Raw genomic sequence first — 15,966 nt, forward strand, 5'->3', positions numbered from 1 at the left:
GCCTCTTGCTTAAGCTGTTGCGGGGGCCGCCTGCTGTTCGACAACAGGAGGACCGGCAAAAGCGGTTTTGAATCGCCCGATGGACAACATATCGATTTCGAGCATGAAAGGACCGGGCTGCGCACGGGCGGACTCAAGTGCTGCGCCCACGTCATCCAGATTCGAAACGCGCTGGTGAGCCAGTTTCAAGGAACCGCACAACTGAGCATAATCGGGCGTATGTAAATCCACGTAATGGCGGCGGCCACCGTACTGTGCATCCTGAATGTTCTTGATGACACCATAGCCTTCATCGTTCATCAGAATGATGACCATATCGGCCTGCTCTTGCACCGCCGTCGCCAATTCACCCAGATTCAGAATGAAACCGCCGTCGCCGGCCAGGCAGTATGTTTTTTTGCCTGGCGCGGTTTGCGCCGCCCCCACCGCTGCACCTATGGCCATGGCCAGCCCCAGGCCGATACCGCCGCCCAGCGCATGCACACCGGCCCGGGCGTCATTTAAATACAAATAGCGGTTGCCCCAAGTGCTATTGGATACCGTGACATCACGCACCCAATTGAAGCGTTCGCCTACGGCCTCTTGCAAGCCTTGCACCAACTGCGCATAAGGGCCTAAGCCGTCCACCAGTGTGCTCACCGCCTGCTGGCGTGCAGCCTGCAAATCCTTGATGAATGCGGGGTCGGTTTTCATGCGACCTTCCAGCCTATCGGCCAGCCCTTCCAGCACGAGACGCGCATCGCCCATGACAAAGTCATCGCTGGCGTAGCACCGGCCTTCTGCCTCAACATCCGCATCGACACGCAACAAAGGACGCGGCAGCTTCAGTTGATATTTAAGGGTTTCATTGCCGCGCAGCCGCGAACCCACGACCAGCATGGCGTCGCAAGTCTGGTAGAAATTTTCTACGGGCTTATGTAGATTGAAAGCACCCAAGGTGCGAGGGTCGGTCTCGGGCACTATGCCCCGCCCTTGCGTACTGGTGACCAGGCCAAAGCCCATATCCAGCAAGCGGCGCGCGGCGGCACCTGCATGGCGAGCCCCGCCGCCCAGCCACAACATCGGACGACGAGCGCGAGCCAAGGTGTCGGCCAGCCTATCCAGCGCTGCCGCTTCCGGTTGCCAGACCGGCACTTCGCGCGGTTGCAGATCCTCAGGCATGGGGATCATGGCCTGCTGGATGTCTATGGGAATCTCTATGCTGACCGGGCCGGTAGGCGCCGTCAGGGCGGCTTGTACCGCTTGCTTGAGTGTTTCCAGGGCACTTTGGGCATCGCGTACCCGATAAGCCGCCTTGGAAATGGACTTGAGCATGCTGAGTTGGTCCGGCGCCTCGTGTATGTAGGAATAGCCCAGGTCCAGGTAAGGCGTTTCTATCTGGCCGGTAATGTGCAGCATGGGCGTACCCGCCGTCAGGGCCTCAACCATTCCACCGGCGGCATTACCCGCGGCGGTTCCGGTGCTGGTCAGGCAAACGCCCAATTCGCCCGTGGTGCGCGCATAGGCGTCGGCCATGCTGGTAGCGCCGGCTTCGCCTCTAGCGGGTACGAAGCGCATCACGCCGCGCTCGCCCATGGCATCCAGAATAGGCATGTTATGGATGGAGATCACGCCAAAGGCGGTTTTGACCTGGCAGGCTTCCAGGAAGGCGGCGACGACTTCTCCTACCGTCACCAGTTTTTCTTGTTGCTTATGCATAACGGGATACTCCTCCGGAAACATCGATATGGCTGCCCGTCGTGTACGACGATGCGGACGAAGCCAGGAAAACAATGGCTCGGGCCGCCTCTTCAGGGCGACCTAGACGGCCTAATTCAATATGCTTGCGCTTGGCCAGGTCACCAGCCCACTGTTCCCAGCTTTGGCTGCGGTCTTCGCGCGCCTCGTAGCGGCGACGCCACTGACCGGAATCGACCAAACCCAACAAAATGCCGTTGACGCGTATGCCTTTGACGCTGAATTCGCTTGCCAAGGAACGCACCAGGTTTTTGATCCCCGCACGTGCCGCCGAGGTTGCCACCATATGGGGCTCGGGCTGGGCGGCCAGCAAAGAGTTGACGCACACGATGGCCGGCTCGCTGCTTTGCTCCAGCAAAGGCAAAAAAGCACGTGTGGGATGAATGATGGAGAAGAATTTCAACCGCAGTTCGGTTTCCCACTCTTCATCGGTGGTGCTGGCAAAGGTGGAAACACGCCCTTGGCCGGCATTGTTGATCAGTGCGTCTACGGCGCCGAAAGATTGGCGAACCTGCTCGGCAAAGCTTCGCACTTGTTCGGCATCCAGCACGTCACAGGCTTGACCCAGCACACGGCGTGCGGGATAAGCTTCTTGTAATTGCTGCGTGGTGGCCTTTACGCGCTCGGCATCGCGGCTGCACAGGGCGACATCGGCACCCAACTGCAGCAGCAAGCGTGCCGTTTCCAGGCCTATCCCCGAGGTCCCCCCCGTCACTACGGCTTTCTTTCCTTCCAGATTGATCATGCAAAGACCTCTTTGTTTACGACGGGTATGTCATTGACGGGTTGAACGTGATCCAGCAATTGGGAAAGACGAGACGCCGCACGCGCCGTGGCCTCGCCCAAACCGGTGATATCAAGCCGCTCTACATGAGCAGTCGGTATCGTTACGCCTATGGCGGCGACGATGGACGCACCTGCGCCTCTGATTGGCGCGGCAAGCGTGCTGATGGAAGGCTCGAAATAGCCTGGATCGAAAAGGTAGCCGCTGGACTTGTCAGCCTGCATCAGTTTGAACAGATCAAAGACTGTCGCCGGCGTGAACTCGGTGCTCTGATGCAAATACTCTTCGGGGTACAAGGCCTGCAAAGACTCAAAGCTCAGGTCTCGCAGCAAAATGCGACCAAACAGCGTGGCGTGTGCGGGCAATCGCATCCCCAGGTGCACATTGTTGGAAAAAGGCGCCTGCACGACTGCCCTTGCCACGTAAACCACAAAACGCCCGTCTCTGACAACCAGGTTGCACGAATACCCCACTTCGTCACGCAAGGCTTCCAGAATGGGCTTACCCAGCTCAATCATTTCTTTGGAAGCCAAACACTCAAAGCCCAGTCGCAACACGCCCAGGCCTAGACGATAGTCTTTGCCGCTCGCGTCGCGCTCAACCAAACCCATTTGTTCCAAGGTCGCAAGCAAACGGAACACTGTGGAACGCGGAATCTCCAGGCGACGGGCAAGCTCCGGCGCCGAGAGCACCGCCTCATGGCGGGTAAAAGCACTCAAGATGCGCAAGCCGCGCTCAAGCCCCGGAACGATGTAGTGACTGTTATCAGGTGCAGCGCGGCTCATGGTGCGGTTCCCGAGCTTGAAGATTCGACCTGGGCCAATACCTGAGCAATCAAGCTTGCGACGGCTGCAGGCTGCTCGACCTGGCAGACATGGCCGGCGCCGGCTATCAAGGAAAAAGGCAGGCCTTGTTGCAATGCATAGGCGCGCGACTGCTCGGGCGTAGTGACGATGTCGTGTTCTCCGCAGTGCACCTGTGTCAGAGGCGGCAGATCTTTATAAGCAAACAAATCTTCGGCGCACAGCATTTCTACCGCTTGCGTATAACCATCGGCATGCAAACCCAGCGCAACCTGCCGCAGCTGTTGCTGCTGCTCGGCAGTGGCATTGGCTGAGAGCAAGCGGGTAGGCAGTTTGTTCGCCATGGCTGGTATACCCAGGCTTAACCCCGCCAAACGAGAAGTGCGCACCGCCTGGGCCCGCTCGCCACCGCCATAGCCCAAGGCCGGGCTGAACAACATCAGCGCCCGCAGGCGTGCGGCATGCAATTGCGCAAATGCCGCCGCCATCAAGACGCCGAGGGAATGTCCAACCAGCACGCAAGACTCAATATCGAGCGCATCCAGCAAGAGCGCCAGGCGTTGGGCGTAAGCCGTCGCATTGGGCGCCTTGTCGGGCAAAGGCGAGCTGCTGCCATAGCCTGGAGCATCCCAGGCCAACACACGTGCTTTGCCTTCCAAGGCCTGCGCGCAGGCCGACCAGCTTGCGGCCCCCGAACTGATGCCATGCAGCAGCACAAGCTGAGGCCCCTGGTGACCACAAGCACGGTAACTGAAGCGGAGGTCGCCCAGATTCAGCTCTTGCCTGCCAAACACGTCTTTACTCATGGATACTTTGCTCGCTGTGCCGACAAATCAGGCTTGATTAGCCGCGCTTGATGCTGGCAAGTGGATGCTCGGGCGGATAAGTGGGTGTAATGGGCTTTTTGGCGCCCAACATCACACACATCAAGGCGTCTTCATCACCGATATTGACTTCACCGCGATACACTCCTGGCGGGATGGAAACCAGGTCCCTATCGGTCAGAATGGTTTCGTAGGTTTCGCCGTCTTTTTCAAGCATGAGTTTGACCTTGCCGCGAATGACGAAGAAGACTTCCTCGACATCGGTATGCAGGTGCATGGGGCCTTCGTTACCTGCCGGTATCACCATGGTTGAGAACGTGAAATTCTCGGCGGGCACGGTGTTCATATCCGCGGCAACACCCGTGCCGCCCGTGCCCACGTAGCGCATCTGCGCACGGCGATAGACGGGATCGAAATCAGCCTGAAATTTGAGTGCATCCCAATCGTACTTACGCGTTGCGTAACGGGCGATGCGACTCGTCATCCAGTCTTCCAGCGAGGCGCCTTCGGGACGGGCCCAAGAAGCTTGTTGGGTATTACGCTCTTCAACTACGTGTTCGCTCATGACACTCACCTTTTGCAATTAATGCATGACAAAGCCGCCATTGACGGCTAGTAACTGACCCGTCATGAAACGAGACAGGTCGGACAATAGAAAGAGAATGGCGCCGCTGACGTCGTCCGGCAGCTGTGCGCGCTGCAAAGCGCGCTGGTTCTGATAAAGCTCGTGACGTTCACGCGGCACATATTCAGTGGCCTCTACCAAGGTCAAACCCGGCGCGATGGTGTTAACCGTAATGTTGTCGGCCCCCATCTCGCGCGCCAGCGTGCGACTCATGGCGATGATGGCGCCCTTGCTGGCCACATAAGCCAGCAATTTTGGCGCTCCCCATAAGGGGGTATCCGACGCCAAGTTAACGACTGCGCCACGACCGCTTTCGCTCAAGGCGGCATGGCAGGCGCGCGTCATCAGCCAAGTGCCACGCACATTAATGTTCATGACTTGATCCCACACGGCCACGTCAAGTTCATGCAGCGTCTTGCCGCCGGAATGCGTCATCGCCGCGTTGTTGACCAAACCATCCAAGCCCCCCATTTGACGCACGGCTGACTGCGCGCAGGCCTCGATAGAGGCTGGGTCATTCATATCGAACTCTATGGCATATGCCGGCAGGCCTTGCGCACGCAGATCGGCAACAGCCGCGTGCAGATCACGCGCCAGAATATCGGCCAATGCCACTTGCGCACCCGCCTGCAGCAGGCTGCGGGCGAACTCCAGACCTAGCCCGCGTGCGGCACCGGTTACAAGCACACGTCGCCCCTTCAAGAGATTCGCGCTATTAGAGGCTTGAGTATTTGCGTTCATGCTTGCCCCTGGGGTTCAGACCGTCGTGACATTGGCTTTGGGGATGTAGTGCAAGCAGCGACGCTCTATCCACACCACCGCTGCATAAGCGGCAATACCAATCACGGTTAGCCCAAAGATGGCAACAAACACACCGGCGGTATTGCCCTGCCCTTCGGCGTCTACCAGCAAGAAGCCCAGACCTTTATTGCCACCCACCAGCTCACCCACGGTGACGCCGATGACAGCCAGGGTTGCACCTATGCGCAGCCCGGAGAACAGCGCCGGCAAGGAGGAAGGAAACTCAACCAGGCGGAAAATCTGCCAGCGGCTGGCGTTGAGGGTACGCACCAGGTTGACCATATCGGGGTCTACCGTGCGTATGGCCGAGAGCACGTTGACCATGATGGGGAAAAACACGATCAACAAGGCCACCAGTATCTTGGGATAGATGGTGTAGCCCAGCCACATGACGAACAGCGGAGCAAAAGCCACCTTGGGTGCGATTTGCAGGGCCAGAATATAAGGCGAAAGCACAGACTCAGTGGTGGGCGACAAGCCCAGCACCACGCCCACCAAAAGGCCCAGCAATGCCCCCAGAATGAAGCCTATCACCACCTCGAAAGCCGTGATGTTGAAGTGCTCCATGAAGCTGCCGGTGTTCCACATGCGTATGCCTTCCTGCACTACGGTGGTGAACCGAGGCAAGATGAACTCGGGCATACCCAGCCAGCCGGGCAGCCACTCCCATGCGGCCAGAAACAAAACCAGCACAAGTAGGCTACAGCCGACTGTAACGAAGTGGCGCTTATACACTTTTAACCCTCCGGGAGCATTTTTTGAAGAGACAGAGGCGGCGGGACCCGCCCCCGCCACAGCCGAGGGTGATATGGTGGAGGAGATCCCGTCTGCCATTACTTGGCCTCTACAAATTGGTTGGTGTACAGAGAATCAAGCGGCGATGCCTTGCTGACTATGCCTTCTTCAACATAGAACTTCTGTACGGATTCCAAACGGGCAGGATCCATAATGCCGGGTACGGTTTGACCGGCATACAGATACTTGTTGAACAGTTCAAAGATGCGTTTGACCTGATCTTCCTTGCCTTGGTGTGCAGGCACAGCCTTCACGTAAGCCGCAACCGCCCCATCGATGTCGTTCTGGATCAGCGTCATGCCTTTAAGCGTGGCACGCACCACACGCTGGATGAGCTCGGGGTTCTTTTCTATCATTTCATCGGAAGCGATGATGGCTTGAGCCATGCTGTTGAAACCTTTGGCAGGATTCATCAAGTGCACCTTCGCCCCAGCTTCTTCAGCCATGACGACCCAGTCACCGACCGCAGCCATCACCTGAGATTTACCCGAAGCAAACAACTGCCATACCCCGGCAGGGCCGGCCGCCTGAATCTCGGCGTCCTCACGCGTCAGGCCTGCCATTCTCATGGTGCCCAACAAGGAGTAGTAAGTCGTGTCGGTATAAGCCATGACGGTGATGGTTTTGCCTTTCAGCTGGGCAGGTTCATTGACTGGGTCGTCGGCATGCGAGGCGATCAAGGTCAGACCACCGCCACCTACCAGCGCCACAGACTTCACCGGTACGCCGTTGGCGCGAACGATGATGGGCGTATCGCCAATGGCGCCACCAATGGGTGCGTTACCGGCACCCACCTGTTTGGCCACGTCTACCCCGCCCTTGCCCGTCACGAAATTAACGTCCAGACCTTCGGCCTCAAAGTAACCTTGCTGCTTGGCGATCATCCAAGGCGCGAAGGCCGGCAGATTCTGCGGCGCCGGCAACAAATAGGTAATCGGCTCTAGTTTTTTCTCTTGAGCGCCGCTGGTAAACGGCACGATGGCGGCGCATGCGCCTACGGCGATGGCGGCTATCAGCTTCTTGATTTTCATGGTTTATCTCCAGGGGTCCATCTTCATAGGTTGAGTGAGTACACGTACGGCAGACAAGCAAATCTTGGGCGGCGACGCGATCAGTGCAAAGCCGCTTTATCTTCTTTACCGATCTTCAACAGATCCATCAATCGCCCTTGCAAGGGACCAATCTGGGGAAGCTTGCGGCGCTCAAGCGGGTTGTCGCGCAAAGGAAGATCGACAATGATTTCTTCAATGATGGTGCCGGGACGCTCGCTCATCACAAAGAGCCGATCGGACAAGGCGATGGCCTCGACCAGATCGTGAGTGATGAAGAGCGCGGTCTTTTTGTGTTCGGCCAGCATCTGGGCCAAGTCTTGCTGCAGCACCATCTTGGTCTGTGCATCCAGCGCAGAAAACGGTTCGTCCAGCAACATCACCTGCGGGTCTACCGCCAGGGTGCGAGCCAGCGCAGCGCGCTGACGCATCCCGCCGGACAACTGATGCGGATAATGTTTTTCGTAACCTTTCAAATGGCAGCGCTCAAGCAGCTCGCCCGCTACACGCTTGCGTTGAGCCCTGGGAGTGCCGGCGATCTCCAGCCCCAATGCCACGTTATCTTCTATGGTGCGCCATTGCATCAGCAAATCTTTTTGCAGCATGAAGGCCACTTCGCGCACAGGCCCTTTGACTTGCTTGCCATTTACATAAACCTCGCCCACGGTGGGGCTGTAAAGGCCCGAACCCATATTCAGCAAGGTGCTTTTGCCACAGCCCGAAGGGCCGATCAGGGAAACCACTTCGCCTTTGGCAATGGAAATAGAGACGTTGGCAACGGCTTCGCGTACCGAACCGCTTTGTTTATCGGGAAAAGACTTACCGACGTTCCTGAATTCAATTTCCATCATGATGAAGGTATTCCTTGCAAGATAAGCCTGAGGCAGCCCCGCAGCCTTTGCGTTTGGTTTATATATGAAACAGCGTTTACTATACAAACAAAATTTACAGATCTTGGAAGAGAAGTTGTATTGGGGATATCCCTTGAATCCTTATTTGGAATTCGCTGAAAACCCCGTAATAATGGGAAATTCTTGGGCTTTCAACTTGGTATTGCTCTATGAAGCGAGAATTCAACCACCGGGTTTCCCCGTATGGTGGGGTCAGCGATAAAGCACTACATTATATAAAAATAAAACGTTGTTTTTTATATGAAACAAACAGCCAGCAATATGACGACAGAGAAAGCTATGCTTACGGTCATTCTCAAACATGACCAGTCCAATAATCTCGATGCCATCCAAGGCAAGCTCAAGGCCAGCCAATGGTGGGACCGCTTCCCCCCTGAAGGCGTAGAAGTCGTCTCCTGGACTGTGGCCATGGGCTTGGGGCAAATCGTCACGCTGCGCTTGCCTGTCTCGCTCATCCCTATGGTCAACGTCGAACTCGAACGTTGCGCTTGGGGCGTCTTTACTACCGAGTGCTATCCCACTTACGACTTCATCCCTGTACGCGAACGCATCAAGGAACGCGTCAAAAACGGAGGCCAATGAATGAACAAGCTTTACCTCGAACCTCACCAGGCCCGCACGCGCGAGCCTTCGGCATACGAGAATCTGCTGGGCGACGCCATCGAGCGTGCGTTTGGCTCGGGCGTGGTTGAACTTTCAGGCCTGGTGGCCGCTCTCAATGCTTCGGGGCCGCTGCCGCAAAGCAAAGCCACCACCTGGACCGAAGAACTGCTCGCCGCCGAGCTGCACAGGCTCAGCCTCGAAGCCTAGGCTGTTTACGGCCTCCCATACTCAGGAATCCGACATGACTACTACCCCGTCTGAAGCTGAAATCGATGCCGTCTTGGCGCGCGGCATCAAAAACCGCTGGTATGCCATCTGCCCTTCCGGTTTTGTGACTGCCAAACCCACCAGCCTGCGCCGTCTGGGCTATCGCCTGGTGCTCTGGCGCGACGCCGAGGGCACACCCTATGCCCTGGAAGACCACTGCCCCCACCGCGGCGCGCCGCTTTCCGTCGGGGTGCCGCTGGGTAACAAGATCGCCTGTGGGTATCACGGCGTACAGGTGCGCCACGACGGCACGGTGGTTTCGGTGCCTGGCAGCCCTGGTTGCAAACTCGAAGGCTCGCGCCCCACGCTTGCTTTCCATCTTAAAGAAAGCAACGGCGTCATCTTTTTGTACAACACAGACAAAAACATAGACAACCCGCCCCCCTTGAACCTGCCCGAGCAACTGATTTCCGACGAGTATTCGGGCTTCCTGTGCTATACAGAATGGGCTGGCGACTACCGTTACGTCATCGATAACGTCATGGATCCCATGCACGGTACCTTCCTGCACAAGCAGTCGCATAGCATGTCCGTAGGCGCACAAGCCTCCAAGTTTCAGCTGCGCGATACCGAGCACGGTTTCATCTTCGAGAAAGCAAACCAGCGCGACGTCAACTTCGACTGGAGCGAATTTGCCGATACGGGGCTGCACTGGCTGCGTCTGGATATTCCCTACCCCAACACCGGTGGCCCCGGCGGTAGCTTCGTGATTATCGGCTGCTACACCCCTATCGCTCCCAATGTGGCCGCTGTCTTCCATTGGCGCATGCGCAAGGTCTCGGGTTGGCAACGCGATGTCTGGCGTTTTCTGTACAAGAACCGCCTGGAGGCCCGCCACTGGGCTGTGCTGGAGCAAGACCGCGAAGTGCTGGAAGTCATGGACCCCGACGCCAACAAGCGCGAGATCCTGTATCAGCACGATGTGGGCATCGTGCGCACCCGTCGCCAATTGCGTCAGCTGGCCATTCAGCAGTTGCAGGCCGAAGCGGTGCAAACCCCAGAGGCCGCCACGGCTTAAGCACAGATGGCCGAACCTCAGCTTATCCGCAACTTACCCGCCCCGGGCGCTAGCGTGCCGCCCGGCGCAACCTGGTCCAATTGCCTCATCATGGGCCCAGAGATCGTCCTGTCGGGCATGACGGCGCACCCCGCCGCCACGCCCGACGGCTCTTATCTGTCTACCTACGAACAGGCGATGCGCATCTTTGCCAAGATAGAACAGCATCTGGTGGCCGCCGGCGTGCAGCGCGCGCATCTCTATAAACTTGTGATCTATCTCACCAACATCGCCGATAAAGACGCTGTCAACCAAGCCCGGGCCGATTTCTTTGCCGGGCTTCAGTATCCGTGTTCTACATTGGTTGGCATACAGGCTTTGGTTTTTCCTGGTCTTACCATAGAAATCGACGCCTTCGCCCGCTTGGATTTCCGTCTGGCTCCCAGCACACCATGATTGCTGCGGGAAAGGCGGGTCAGCGTTTTTGACAGACGCGCCAAGTCCCCCCACAATCAGCACTTTGCTTAGCAACCCCAGACAGGCATGGCCACCACGACTTCCGATAAGTATGCAGTTCCTGGACTAGAGCGTGGTTTGCGCATTCTGTCCGAGTTTTCGCGTGAAACCCCCAGCCTTGGGGCACCCGAGCTTGCTCGGCGCCTGCAAGTCCCCCGCACTACCATTTTTCGTCTTTTAGTCACGCTGGAAAGCCTGGGCTATCTTGAACGCGTGCCCGGCAACCACGAGTTTCAGCTGGGTACAGCCGTGCTCAAGCTGGGTTTTGAGTACTTGGCGTCGCTATCGATCACCGAATTGGGCCGCCCCATACTTGAACGTTTGCGCGACGATGCAGGCTATAGCGCCAATCTTGTCATCCGCGACGGGCGAGACATCATTTATGTGCAAAAAGCCAGTTCGCCCTCGGTGTTTACCAGCTCGGTGCACGTTGGTACACGTCTGCCGGCTCATGCCACCATATTAGGCCGCGCCCTGCTCTGCCATCTTTCCTACGAGCAGCTGGAAACGCTTTACCCCGAAGAAAAACTACGCACTTATACGCCGCGCACCCCTCAGACACTTGCCGAACTTTACGCGCTGCTGAAAGACGACCGCGCACGAGGTTACATCGTGGAAGAAGGCTTTTTTGAGCCCAATATTTCTACGCTAGCCGCACCCGTGCTCGACGCACAAGGCGTCGTGCGCGCAGCGGTAGGCATTACCGTGCCTGGCGCCAGTATTCCCCAAGAGAAGCGGGAGACACTGACGGTGCGCTTACGCGCAGCCGCCCTAGAGCTTTCCCGCTGCCTGAATTACTGAATTTACAGCGCTCAAGCACCGCGTGAACGGCTGAGCTCGGCCAAATACTGAGCGTCGATATCGCCCGTGACATACTTGCCATCAAAGCAAGATGCCTCGAACTGCGTCATAGCAGGGTTCAAGTCGCGTACCGAGCGCTCAAGGTCTTCAAGGTGCTGAAAGACCAAGCCATCCGCACCGATCTCGTCGGCGATCTGATCTATGCTGCGGCCTGTGGCGATAAGCTCGGCTTGGGTAGGCATGTCTATACCGTACACATTGGGGAAACGCACTGGGGGCGCCGCTGAAGCAAAGAACACCTTATTGGCACCCGCCTCGCGAGCCATATCGACGATCTGCCGGCTGGTGGTACCACGCACGATGGAGTCGTCTATCAACAGCACATTTTTGCCACGGAATTCCATGTCTATGGCGCTTAGCTTCTGGCGCACCGATTTTTTACGCACGGCCTGGCCGGGCATGATAAAAGTACGGCCGATGTAGCGATTCTTGATGAAACCCTCGCGGTAATTCAAGTCTAGCCGCGCCGCCAACTGCATGGCCGAAGGGCGCGAAGAATCAGGAATCGGCATGACCACATCGATGTCGCCCAGTCGCAGGGCTCTGGCTACGTTATCAGCCAAGTACTCGCCCATGCGCAAACGCGCCTGATAGACGGAAACGCCGTCCATCAATGAGTCAGGACGTGCAAAATAAACATACTCGAACAGACAGGAGGTCAAGCTGGGGTTATCAGCGCACTGACGGCTACGCACCTGGCCATCGAGGTCGATAATGATGGCCTCACCGGGATCAACGTCGCGTACGAAGCTGAAACCACAACCGGTCAATGCCACGGACTCCGAGGCCAGCATCCATTCGGTTCCGTTCTCGGTTTCTTGCCGGCCCAAGCACAAAGGCCGTATGCCATGCGGGTCACGGAATGCCACCATGCCAAAGCTGGCAATCTGGGCAATGACGGCGTAGGCACCCTTGGCGCGTCGGTGCACAACCGACACAGCAGCAAACACCGCGTCGTCATCCAGGTTGGCACCGCTGGCAGCAGACTGCAACTCGTGTGCAAAGACATTCAACAGCACTTCAGAATCGGAGTTCGTGTTGATGTGGCGTCTGTCGATGCGAAAGAGTTCTTCGCGCAGGCTACGCCAGTTGGTCAGATTGCCGTTGTGCACAAAGGTGATGCCAAACGGTGCATTCACGTAGAAAGGCTGTGCCTCATCCTCGTTGTCGCTGGAACCCGCTGTGGGGTAGCGCACTTGCCCCACCCCGCTATTACCGGGCAAAGAGCGCATGTTACGGGTGCGGAAGACATCGCGCACCAGGCCTTTGGCCTTGAACATATTGAAAAATTGTTCGTGCGCGGTGGCAATGCCCGCTGCATCTTGGCCGCGATGTTGCAACAGCAGCAAGCTGTCATAGATGGTCTGGTTGACGGGGGCACGCCCCATCACCCCTACGATTCCACACATGGTTGGTTCCGATCAGTCAAGAGAGAGATAGAGAAGCATCAAAAGGTTGCTTGCGCCATACGGCGCGAGAACTGGCCGGCACTTCCTCTGAGTCTTGGTAAGACTCTGGATACGGCAGCCACTGCGCCAGCGAGGGCGGCAGCCACTGTTTGATTTTTTGTACGCCCTGCACCGCAGTGCCTGATAAACGCGCTTGGGTCCACCAGGGCTCTTTGGGTAGCTCTGTGTAGCCTGCCAGCGCGACCAAGACCACCACGATGAGCGCCCCGCGCAGCAAACCAAACAAGCCGCCCAAGCCGTGGTCGGCAGGCGTTAAGCCAGTTTTCTGGATCAGCGTGGCCAATGTAACGTTCAGCAGGCCCACCAGCAGCAGCGTCACAATAAACACGGCCCCATAAGCGGCAGCCATGCGCAGCAGGTCGTTCTCGATATAGGGCATCAGCCAGCCGGTGATACGAGGCCCCCACCAGATAGCGGCCATAAAAGCCACCCCGTAGGCGATGAGGGATAAGGCTTCTTTGATGAAGCCGCGTAGCAGACCGAGCAGGCCGGAGACGCCCAAAATGGCCAAAACGAGGTAGTCGAAACTCGTCACTTAGAAGAGATGAAACTGTTGTCGTAACCCAATGCACGCAGTCGTGTCTGAGCTGCCTGAGCCGCTTCGCGCGTGGGGAATGGACCGACTCGCAGGCGATAGGTGGCTTTGCCCCCAGAGCTGGCGGACTCTACATAGGCGTTGGTGACACCTGCCGCCACCAATTGGGCACGCCGATTCTGAGCCTCGGCATCGCTGCTTAGAGCCACGATCTGCAACACGAAATTGCCACGAGCGGCTGCCGCGGGTGGGGGCGAAGCGGGTTTCTCGGCAGAGCGGCCTTCCAACAAAGCCAGTGCCACTGCGCCGTCGTCGGTACGATTACCGGCAGCGGGCTTTTCGGGGGCGGCGGGTTTGCTGGGTTCTGGTTCGGGCTTAGGTGGCGCAGGCGGAGGCGAGACCGGTGGCGTGCTTGTAGACGCAGCGGGAGGCACGGGCGCGGGCGGCTGTTCTGGCACGGGCGTCGGTGCCGGCAGGGGTGAATCTACCGGAGGTGTGGTGTCAACCTGGCCGCTGGCTGCGGCTTGCATGCCGGTGTCGGGGGTGATGGGTTCGGGTAAAGGCGGAATATTGGCCTGCACGACCTGAGGCACAGGCGCTGGAGCATTGGGCTCGGTGCCGATAAGCATGGGCACAACGATGATGGCAGCCAGCACCAGCGCCAATGCGCCGATCAGGCGATGCCGAGCACGCTGACGCAAAGCATGCGTGTCGTCATCAAGCGCCCGTTGCCCGCGACCGCTGGAGCGTCGCCCGGTTTCAGACTCGGAATCTTTACGAGAAAACCAACCCATGTATACACCTTATGGCCGCAACTGGCCCGCATGCCAAATTCAGGACACTAGCGGCCCAGTTCTTGCAGTACGGGGCCAACTGTCGAAAATGAACCGAATACCAGAATTCTATCATTCTCGTCCACCTGTCCTTGCGCGGCACGAAAGGCCAGAACCGGGTTTTCATATTCCGTAACGGTGACGGGCTCATCCGTTTCGCGAGGTAACAATTCGCGTACGATGCCCGCCAGTTTGGCGGCGCTGGCGCCACGTGGGCCCGGCAAGCTGGCGCAATGCCAGTGGTCGACCTTGCCCACCAGTGACTTTAGGGTGGCTGCAATGTCTTTGTCTTGCACCATGCCCACCACTGCGTGGGTATAGGCATGAAAGCCCATGTTGTCCAGATTTTGCGACAAGGCGGCGACGGCATGCGGGTTATGAGCCACATCCAATACGATGGTGGGCCGGCCTGGCAGAATCTGGAAGCGCCCCGGCAGATTCACTTGCAATAGCCCGACTCTGACAGCCTGTTGGGGCACGACCAGAAGGTCTTGCAATGACTCTAAAGCGGCCAGCGCAGCGCTGGCGTTAAGCAACTGATTAGCCCCACGCAAGGCGGGATAAGCCAGCGCCCGGCGCCGTTGATCACGGCCCCCGTAGGCCCATTGCTGCTTGTCGCCGGAATAATTGAAGTCGCGCCCGAAGCGCCAAAGGTCGGCGCCTATCTGTTCGGCATACTGCACCAGGCTGTCGGGTGGCATGGGGTCGGCGCAAATGGCCGGCTTACCTGGCCGAAAGATATGCGCTTTTTCGTAGCCTATGGCTTCGCGTGTGTCGCCCAGCCATTCAACGTGGTCCAGGTCGACGCTGGTGACAATGGCGCAGTCAGCCGACATGATGTTGACGGCGTCGAGTCGACCGCCAAGGCCGACTTCCAGGATGGCGACCTCTACCCCTTCTTGCTGGAAGGCAAGCATGGCTGCCAGGGTGGCAAACTCGAAATAACTTAGGCTGGTCTCACCGCGTGCAGCGTCGATGCGGGCAAACTGCTGAACGATGGCGCTATCGTCAAGCGAGTCGCCGTTTATGCGTATACGCTCGTTGAAATTCACCAGGTGCGGCGAGGTATACAGGCCCACTTTATATCCCGCTGCAAGCAGGATGGCTTCGAGCATGGCGCAGTTAGAGCCTTTACCATTGGTGCCGCCCACGGTGATTTTGACGCAGGGCAGTTGCAGTTCCAGGGTTTGGGCAACGCGGCGTATGCGGTCCAGGCCAAGTTCTATGGTGGTGGGATGCAGGGTTTCCAGGTAGGCGAGCCAGGTGTCCAGCGAGGCTTCCGGGCTCGGTCTTGAGGCGGTCATGATGGCGGCGGAATCTAGGGGGAATGGGGGTGTTGCGGGGGAAGATGAGATAGTAGCATTGTGGGCGGGTTTGGGTGACTGACGGAAGTGGTGTTCTTAAGCCGTACGTGTGCCGGATGGGGAACGCATTTGAGTGCGCCGACCGACGGGTTTTGAACGGGGCTGCAAGGGCGCATCTGTCTGAGCAACACGTTTGCAGGTCATCCGGGGGATGACCTGCGTTGCGAGTTATGCGACCGCCCCGGGCAAGGC

The 15,966-nt window shown here is 58.0% G+C and carries 17 protein-coding genes and 1 pseudogene; 5 read left to right on the top strand and 13 right to left on the bottom strand.

Annotated features, from left to right (window positions below; all coding sequences use genetic code 11):
- Positions 1-9: 9 nt before the first annotated feature.
- From H0484_RS05115 to H0484_RS05155, 9 genes are all read right to left on the bottom strand, one after another.
- On the bottom strand, positions 10-1,698 hold the full coding sequence (locus H0484_RS05115; RefSeq protein ID WP_226953369.1) for a thiamine pyrophosphate-binding protein: 1,689 nt from the start codon (positions 1,696-1,698) through the stop codon (positions 10-12).
- Complete coding sequence (locus tag H0484_RS05120) at positions 1,691-2,482, bottom strand: SDR family oxidoreductase (protein ID WP_226953370.1); 792 nt, start codon at positions 2,480-2,482, stop codon at positions 1,691-1,693. The genes H0484_RS05115 and H0484_RS05120 overlap by 8 nt, the downstream gene beginning before the upstream one ends.
- Positions 2,479-3,306 carry an IclR family transcriptional regulator gene (locus H0484_RS05125; RefSeq protein WP_226953371.1) on the bottom strand — a complete coding sequence of 276 codons (828 nt, stop codon included), beginning with the start codon at positions 3,304-3,306 and terminating at the stop codon, positions 2,479-2,481. The genes H0484_RS05120 and H0484_RS05125 overlap by 4 nt, the downstream gene beginning before the upstream one ends.
- Complete coding sequence (locus tag H0484_RS05130; RefSeq protein ID WP_226953372.1) at positions 3,303-4,130, bottom strand: alpha/beta fold hydrolase; 828 nt, start codon at positions 4,128-4,130, stop codon at positions 3,303-3,305. Before H0484_RS05130 ends, H0484_RS05125 begins: the two co-directional genes overlap by 4 nt.
- Before the next feature lie 37 nt (positions 4,131-4,167).
- Positions 4,168-4,713 (bottom strand): cupin domain-containing protein, encoded by a 546-nt coding sequence (locus tag H0484_RS05135; RefSeq protein WP_226953373.1) that lies wholly within the window; start codon positions 4,711-4,713, stop codon positions 4,168-4,170.
- 18 nt (positions 4,714-4,731) lie between these two features.
- Complete coding sequence (locus H0484_RS05140; RefSeq protein WP_226953374.1) at positions 4,732-5,514, bottom strand: SDR family oxidoreductase; 783 nt, start codon at positions 5,512-5,514, stop codon at positions 4,732-4,734.
- 15 nt (positions 5,515-5,529) lie between these two features.
- The gene (locus H0484_RS05145) at positions 5,530-6,408 is read right to left on the bottom strand and encodes an ABC transporter permease (RefSeq protein ID WP_390624813.1); all 879 of its coding nucleotides are present in this window, start codon (positions 6,406-6,408) and stop codon (positions 5,530-5,532) included.
- Positions 6,408-7,400, bottom strand: coding sequence for an ABC transporter substrate-binding protein (locus H0484_RS05150; RefSeq protein WP_226953376.1), 993 nt, complete (start codon positions 7,398-7,400; stop codon positions 6,408-6,410). The genes H0484_RS05145 and H0484_RS05150 overlap by 1 nt, the downstream gene beginning before the upstream one ends.
- Positions 7,401-7,480: 80 nt before the next feature.
- Complete coding sequence (locus tag H0484_RS05155; protein ID WP_226953377.1) at positions 7,481-8,269, bottom strand: ABC transporter ATP-binding protein; 789 nt, start codon at positions 8,267-8,269, stop codon at positions 7,481-7,483.
- Between the two features lie 321 nt (positions 8,270-8,590).
- Between H0484_RS05155 and H0484_RS05160 the strand changes: the two genes are divergently transcribed.
- The 5 genes from H0484_RS05160 to H0484_RS05180 all read left to right on the top strand — a co-directional run bounded on the left by H0484_RS05160 (position 8,591) and on the right by H0484_RS05180 (position 11,513).
- Entirely contained in the window at positions 8,591-8,911 is a 321-nt protein-coding gene (locus tag H0484_RS05160; protein WP_226953379.1) for a hypothetical protein, read from the top strand.
- On the top strand, positions 8,912-9,139 hold the full coding sequence (locus tag H0484_RS05165; RefSeq protein ID WP_226953380.1) for a recombinase-like helix-turn-helix domain-containing protein: 228 nt from the start codon (positions 8,912-8,914) through the stop codon (positions 9,137-9,139).
- A 34-nt stretch (positions 9,140-9,173) separates the two neighbouring features.
- Entirely contained in the window at positions 9,174-10,217 is a 1,044-nt protein-coding gene (locus H0484_RS05170) for an aromatic ring-hydroxylating oxygenase subunit alpha (RefSeq protein WP_226953381.1), read from the top strand.
- A 6-nt stretch (positions 10,218-10,223) separates the two neighbouring features.
- Entirely contained in the window at positions 10,224-10,652 is a 429-nt protein-coding gene (locus tag H0484_RS05175; protein WP_226953382.1) for a RidA family protein, read from the top strand.
- An 87-nt stretch (positions 10,653-10,739) separates the two neighbouring features.
- The gene (locus H0484_RS05180) at positions 10,740-11,513 is read left to right on the top strand and encodes an IclR family transcriptional regulator (RefSeq protein ID WP_226953383.1); all 774 of its coding nucleotides are present in this window, start codon (positions 10,740-10,742) and stop codon (positions 11,511-11,513) included.
- Between the two features lie 11 nt (positions 11,514-11,524).
- Here H0484_RS05180 and purF read toward each other — a convergent pair whose 3' ends face one another.
- The 4 genes and pseudogenes from purF to folC form a co-directional block, all read right to left on the bottom strand.
- Positions 11,525-12,982 (bottom strand): amidophosphoribosyltransferase, encoded by a 1,458-nt coding sequence (purF, locus tag H0484_RS05185; protein WP_226953384.1) that lies wholly within the window; start codon positions 12,980-12,982, stop codon positions 11,525-11,527.
- A gap of 109 nt (positions 12,983-13,091) precedes the next feature.
- Positions 13,092-13,577, bottom strand: a pseudogene (locus tag H0484_RS05190) (CvpA family protein); the annotation flags it as partial.
- Positions 13,574-14,371 carry an SPOR domain-containing protein gene (locus H0484_RS05195; protein WP_226953386.1) on the bottom strand — a complete coding sequence of 266 codons (798 nt, stop codon included), beginning with the start codon at positions 14,369-14,371 and terminating at the stop codon, positions 13,574-13,576. The gene H0484_RS05195 and the pseudogene H0484_RS05190, both read right to left, overlap by 4 nt.
- 47 nt (positions 14,372-14,418) lie before the next feature.
- Positions 14,419-15,714, bottom strand: coding sequence for a bifunctional tetrahydrofolate synthase/dihydrofolate synthase (folC, locus tag H0484_RS05200; RefSeq protein WP_226953388.1), 1,296 nt, complete (start codon positions 15,712-15,714; stop codon positions 14,419-14,421).
- Positions 15,715-15,966: the final 252 nt, after the last annotated feature.

It is taken from the genome of Mesopusillimonas faecipullorum (assembly GCF_020539505.1).
Lineage (GTDB): Bacteria > Pseudomonadota > Gammaproteobacteria > Burkholderiales > Burkholderiaceae_B > Mesopusillimonas > Mesopusillimonas faecipullorum.

What these genes read in the sequence shown, in the direction of transcription:
- H0484_RS05115 (WP_226953369.1), bottom strand. Translation starts at nt 1,698, where the DNA reads ATGCATAAGCAACAAGAAAAACTGGTGACGGTAGGAGAAGTCGTCGCC.
- H0484_RS05120 (WP_226953370.1), bottom strand. Translation starts at nt 2,482, where the DNA reads ATGATCAATCTGGAAGGAAAGAAAGCCGTAGTGACGGGGGGGACCTCG.
- H0484_RS05125 (WP_226953371.1), bottom strand. Translation starts at nt 3,306, where the DNA reads ATGAGCCGCGCTGCACCTGATAACAGTCACTACATCGTTCCGGGGCTT.
- H0484_RS05130 (WP_226953372.1), bottom strand. Translation starts at nt 4,130, where the DNA reads ATGAGTAAAGACGTGTTTGGCAGGCAAGAGCTGAATCTGGGCGACCTC.
- H0484_RS05135 (WP_226953373.1), bottom strand. Translation starts at nt 4,713, where the DNA reads ATGAGCGAACACGTAGTTGAAGAGCGTAATACCCAACAAGCTTCTTGG.
- H0484_RS05140 (WP_226953374.1), bottom strand. Translation starts at nt 5,514, where the DNA reads ATGAACGCAAATACTCAAGCCTCTAATAGCGCGAATCTCTTGAAGGGG.
- H0484_RS05145 (WP_390624813.1), bottom strand. Translation starts at nt 6,408, where the DNA reads ATGGCAGACGGGATCTCCTCCACCATATCACCCTCGGCTGTGGCGGGG.
- H0484_RS05150 (WP_226953376.1), bottom strand. Translation starts at nt 7,400, where the DNA reads ATGAAAATCAAGAAGCTGATAGCCGCCATCGCCGTAGGCGCATGCGCC.
- H0484_RS05155 (WP_226953377.1), bottom strand. Translation starts at nt 8,269, where the DNA reads ATGATGGAAATTGAATTCAGGAACGTCGGTAAGTCTTTTCCCGATAAA.
- H0484_RS05160 (WP_226953379.1), top strand. Translation starts at nt 8,591, where the DNA reads ATGACGACAGAGAAAGCTATGCTTACGGTCATTCTCAAACATGACCAG.
- H0484_RS05165 (WP_226953380.1), top strand. Translation starts at nt 8,912, where the DNA reads ATGAACAAGCTTTACCTCGAACCTCACCAGGCCCGCACGCGCGAGCCT.
- H0484_RS05170 (WP_226953381.1), top strand. Translation starts at nt 9,174, where the DNA reads ATGACTACTACCCCGTCTGAAGCTGAAATCGATGCCGTCTTGGCGCGC.
- H0484_RS05175 (WP_226953382.1), top strand. Translation starts at nt 10,224, where the DNA reads ATGGCCGAACCTCAGCTTATCCGCAACTTACCCGCCCCGGGCGCTAGC.
- H0484_RS05180 (WP_226953383.1), top strand. Translation starts at nt 10,740, where the DNA reads ATGGCCACCACGACTTCCGATAAGTATGCAGTTCCTGGACTAGAGCGT.
- purF (WP_226953384.1), bottom strand. Translation starts at nt 12,982, where the DNA reads ATGTGTGGAATCGTAGGGGTGATGGGGCGTGCCCCCGTCAACCAGACC.
- H0484_RS05195 (WP_226953386.1), bottom strand. Translation starts at nt 14,371, where the DNA reads ATGGGTTGGTTTTCTCGTAAAGATTCCGAGTCTGAAACCGGGCGACGC.
- folC (WP_226953388.1), bottom strand. Translation starts at nt 15,714, where the DNA reads ATGACCGCCTCAAGACCGAGCCCGGAAGCCTCGCTGGACACCTGGCTC.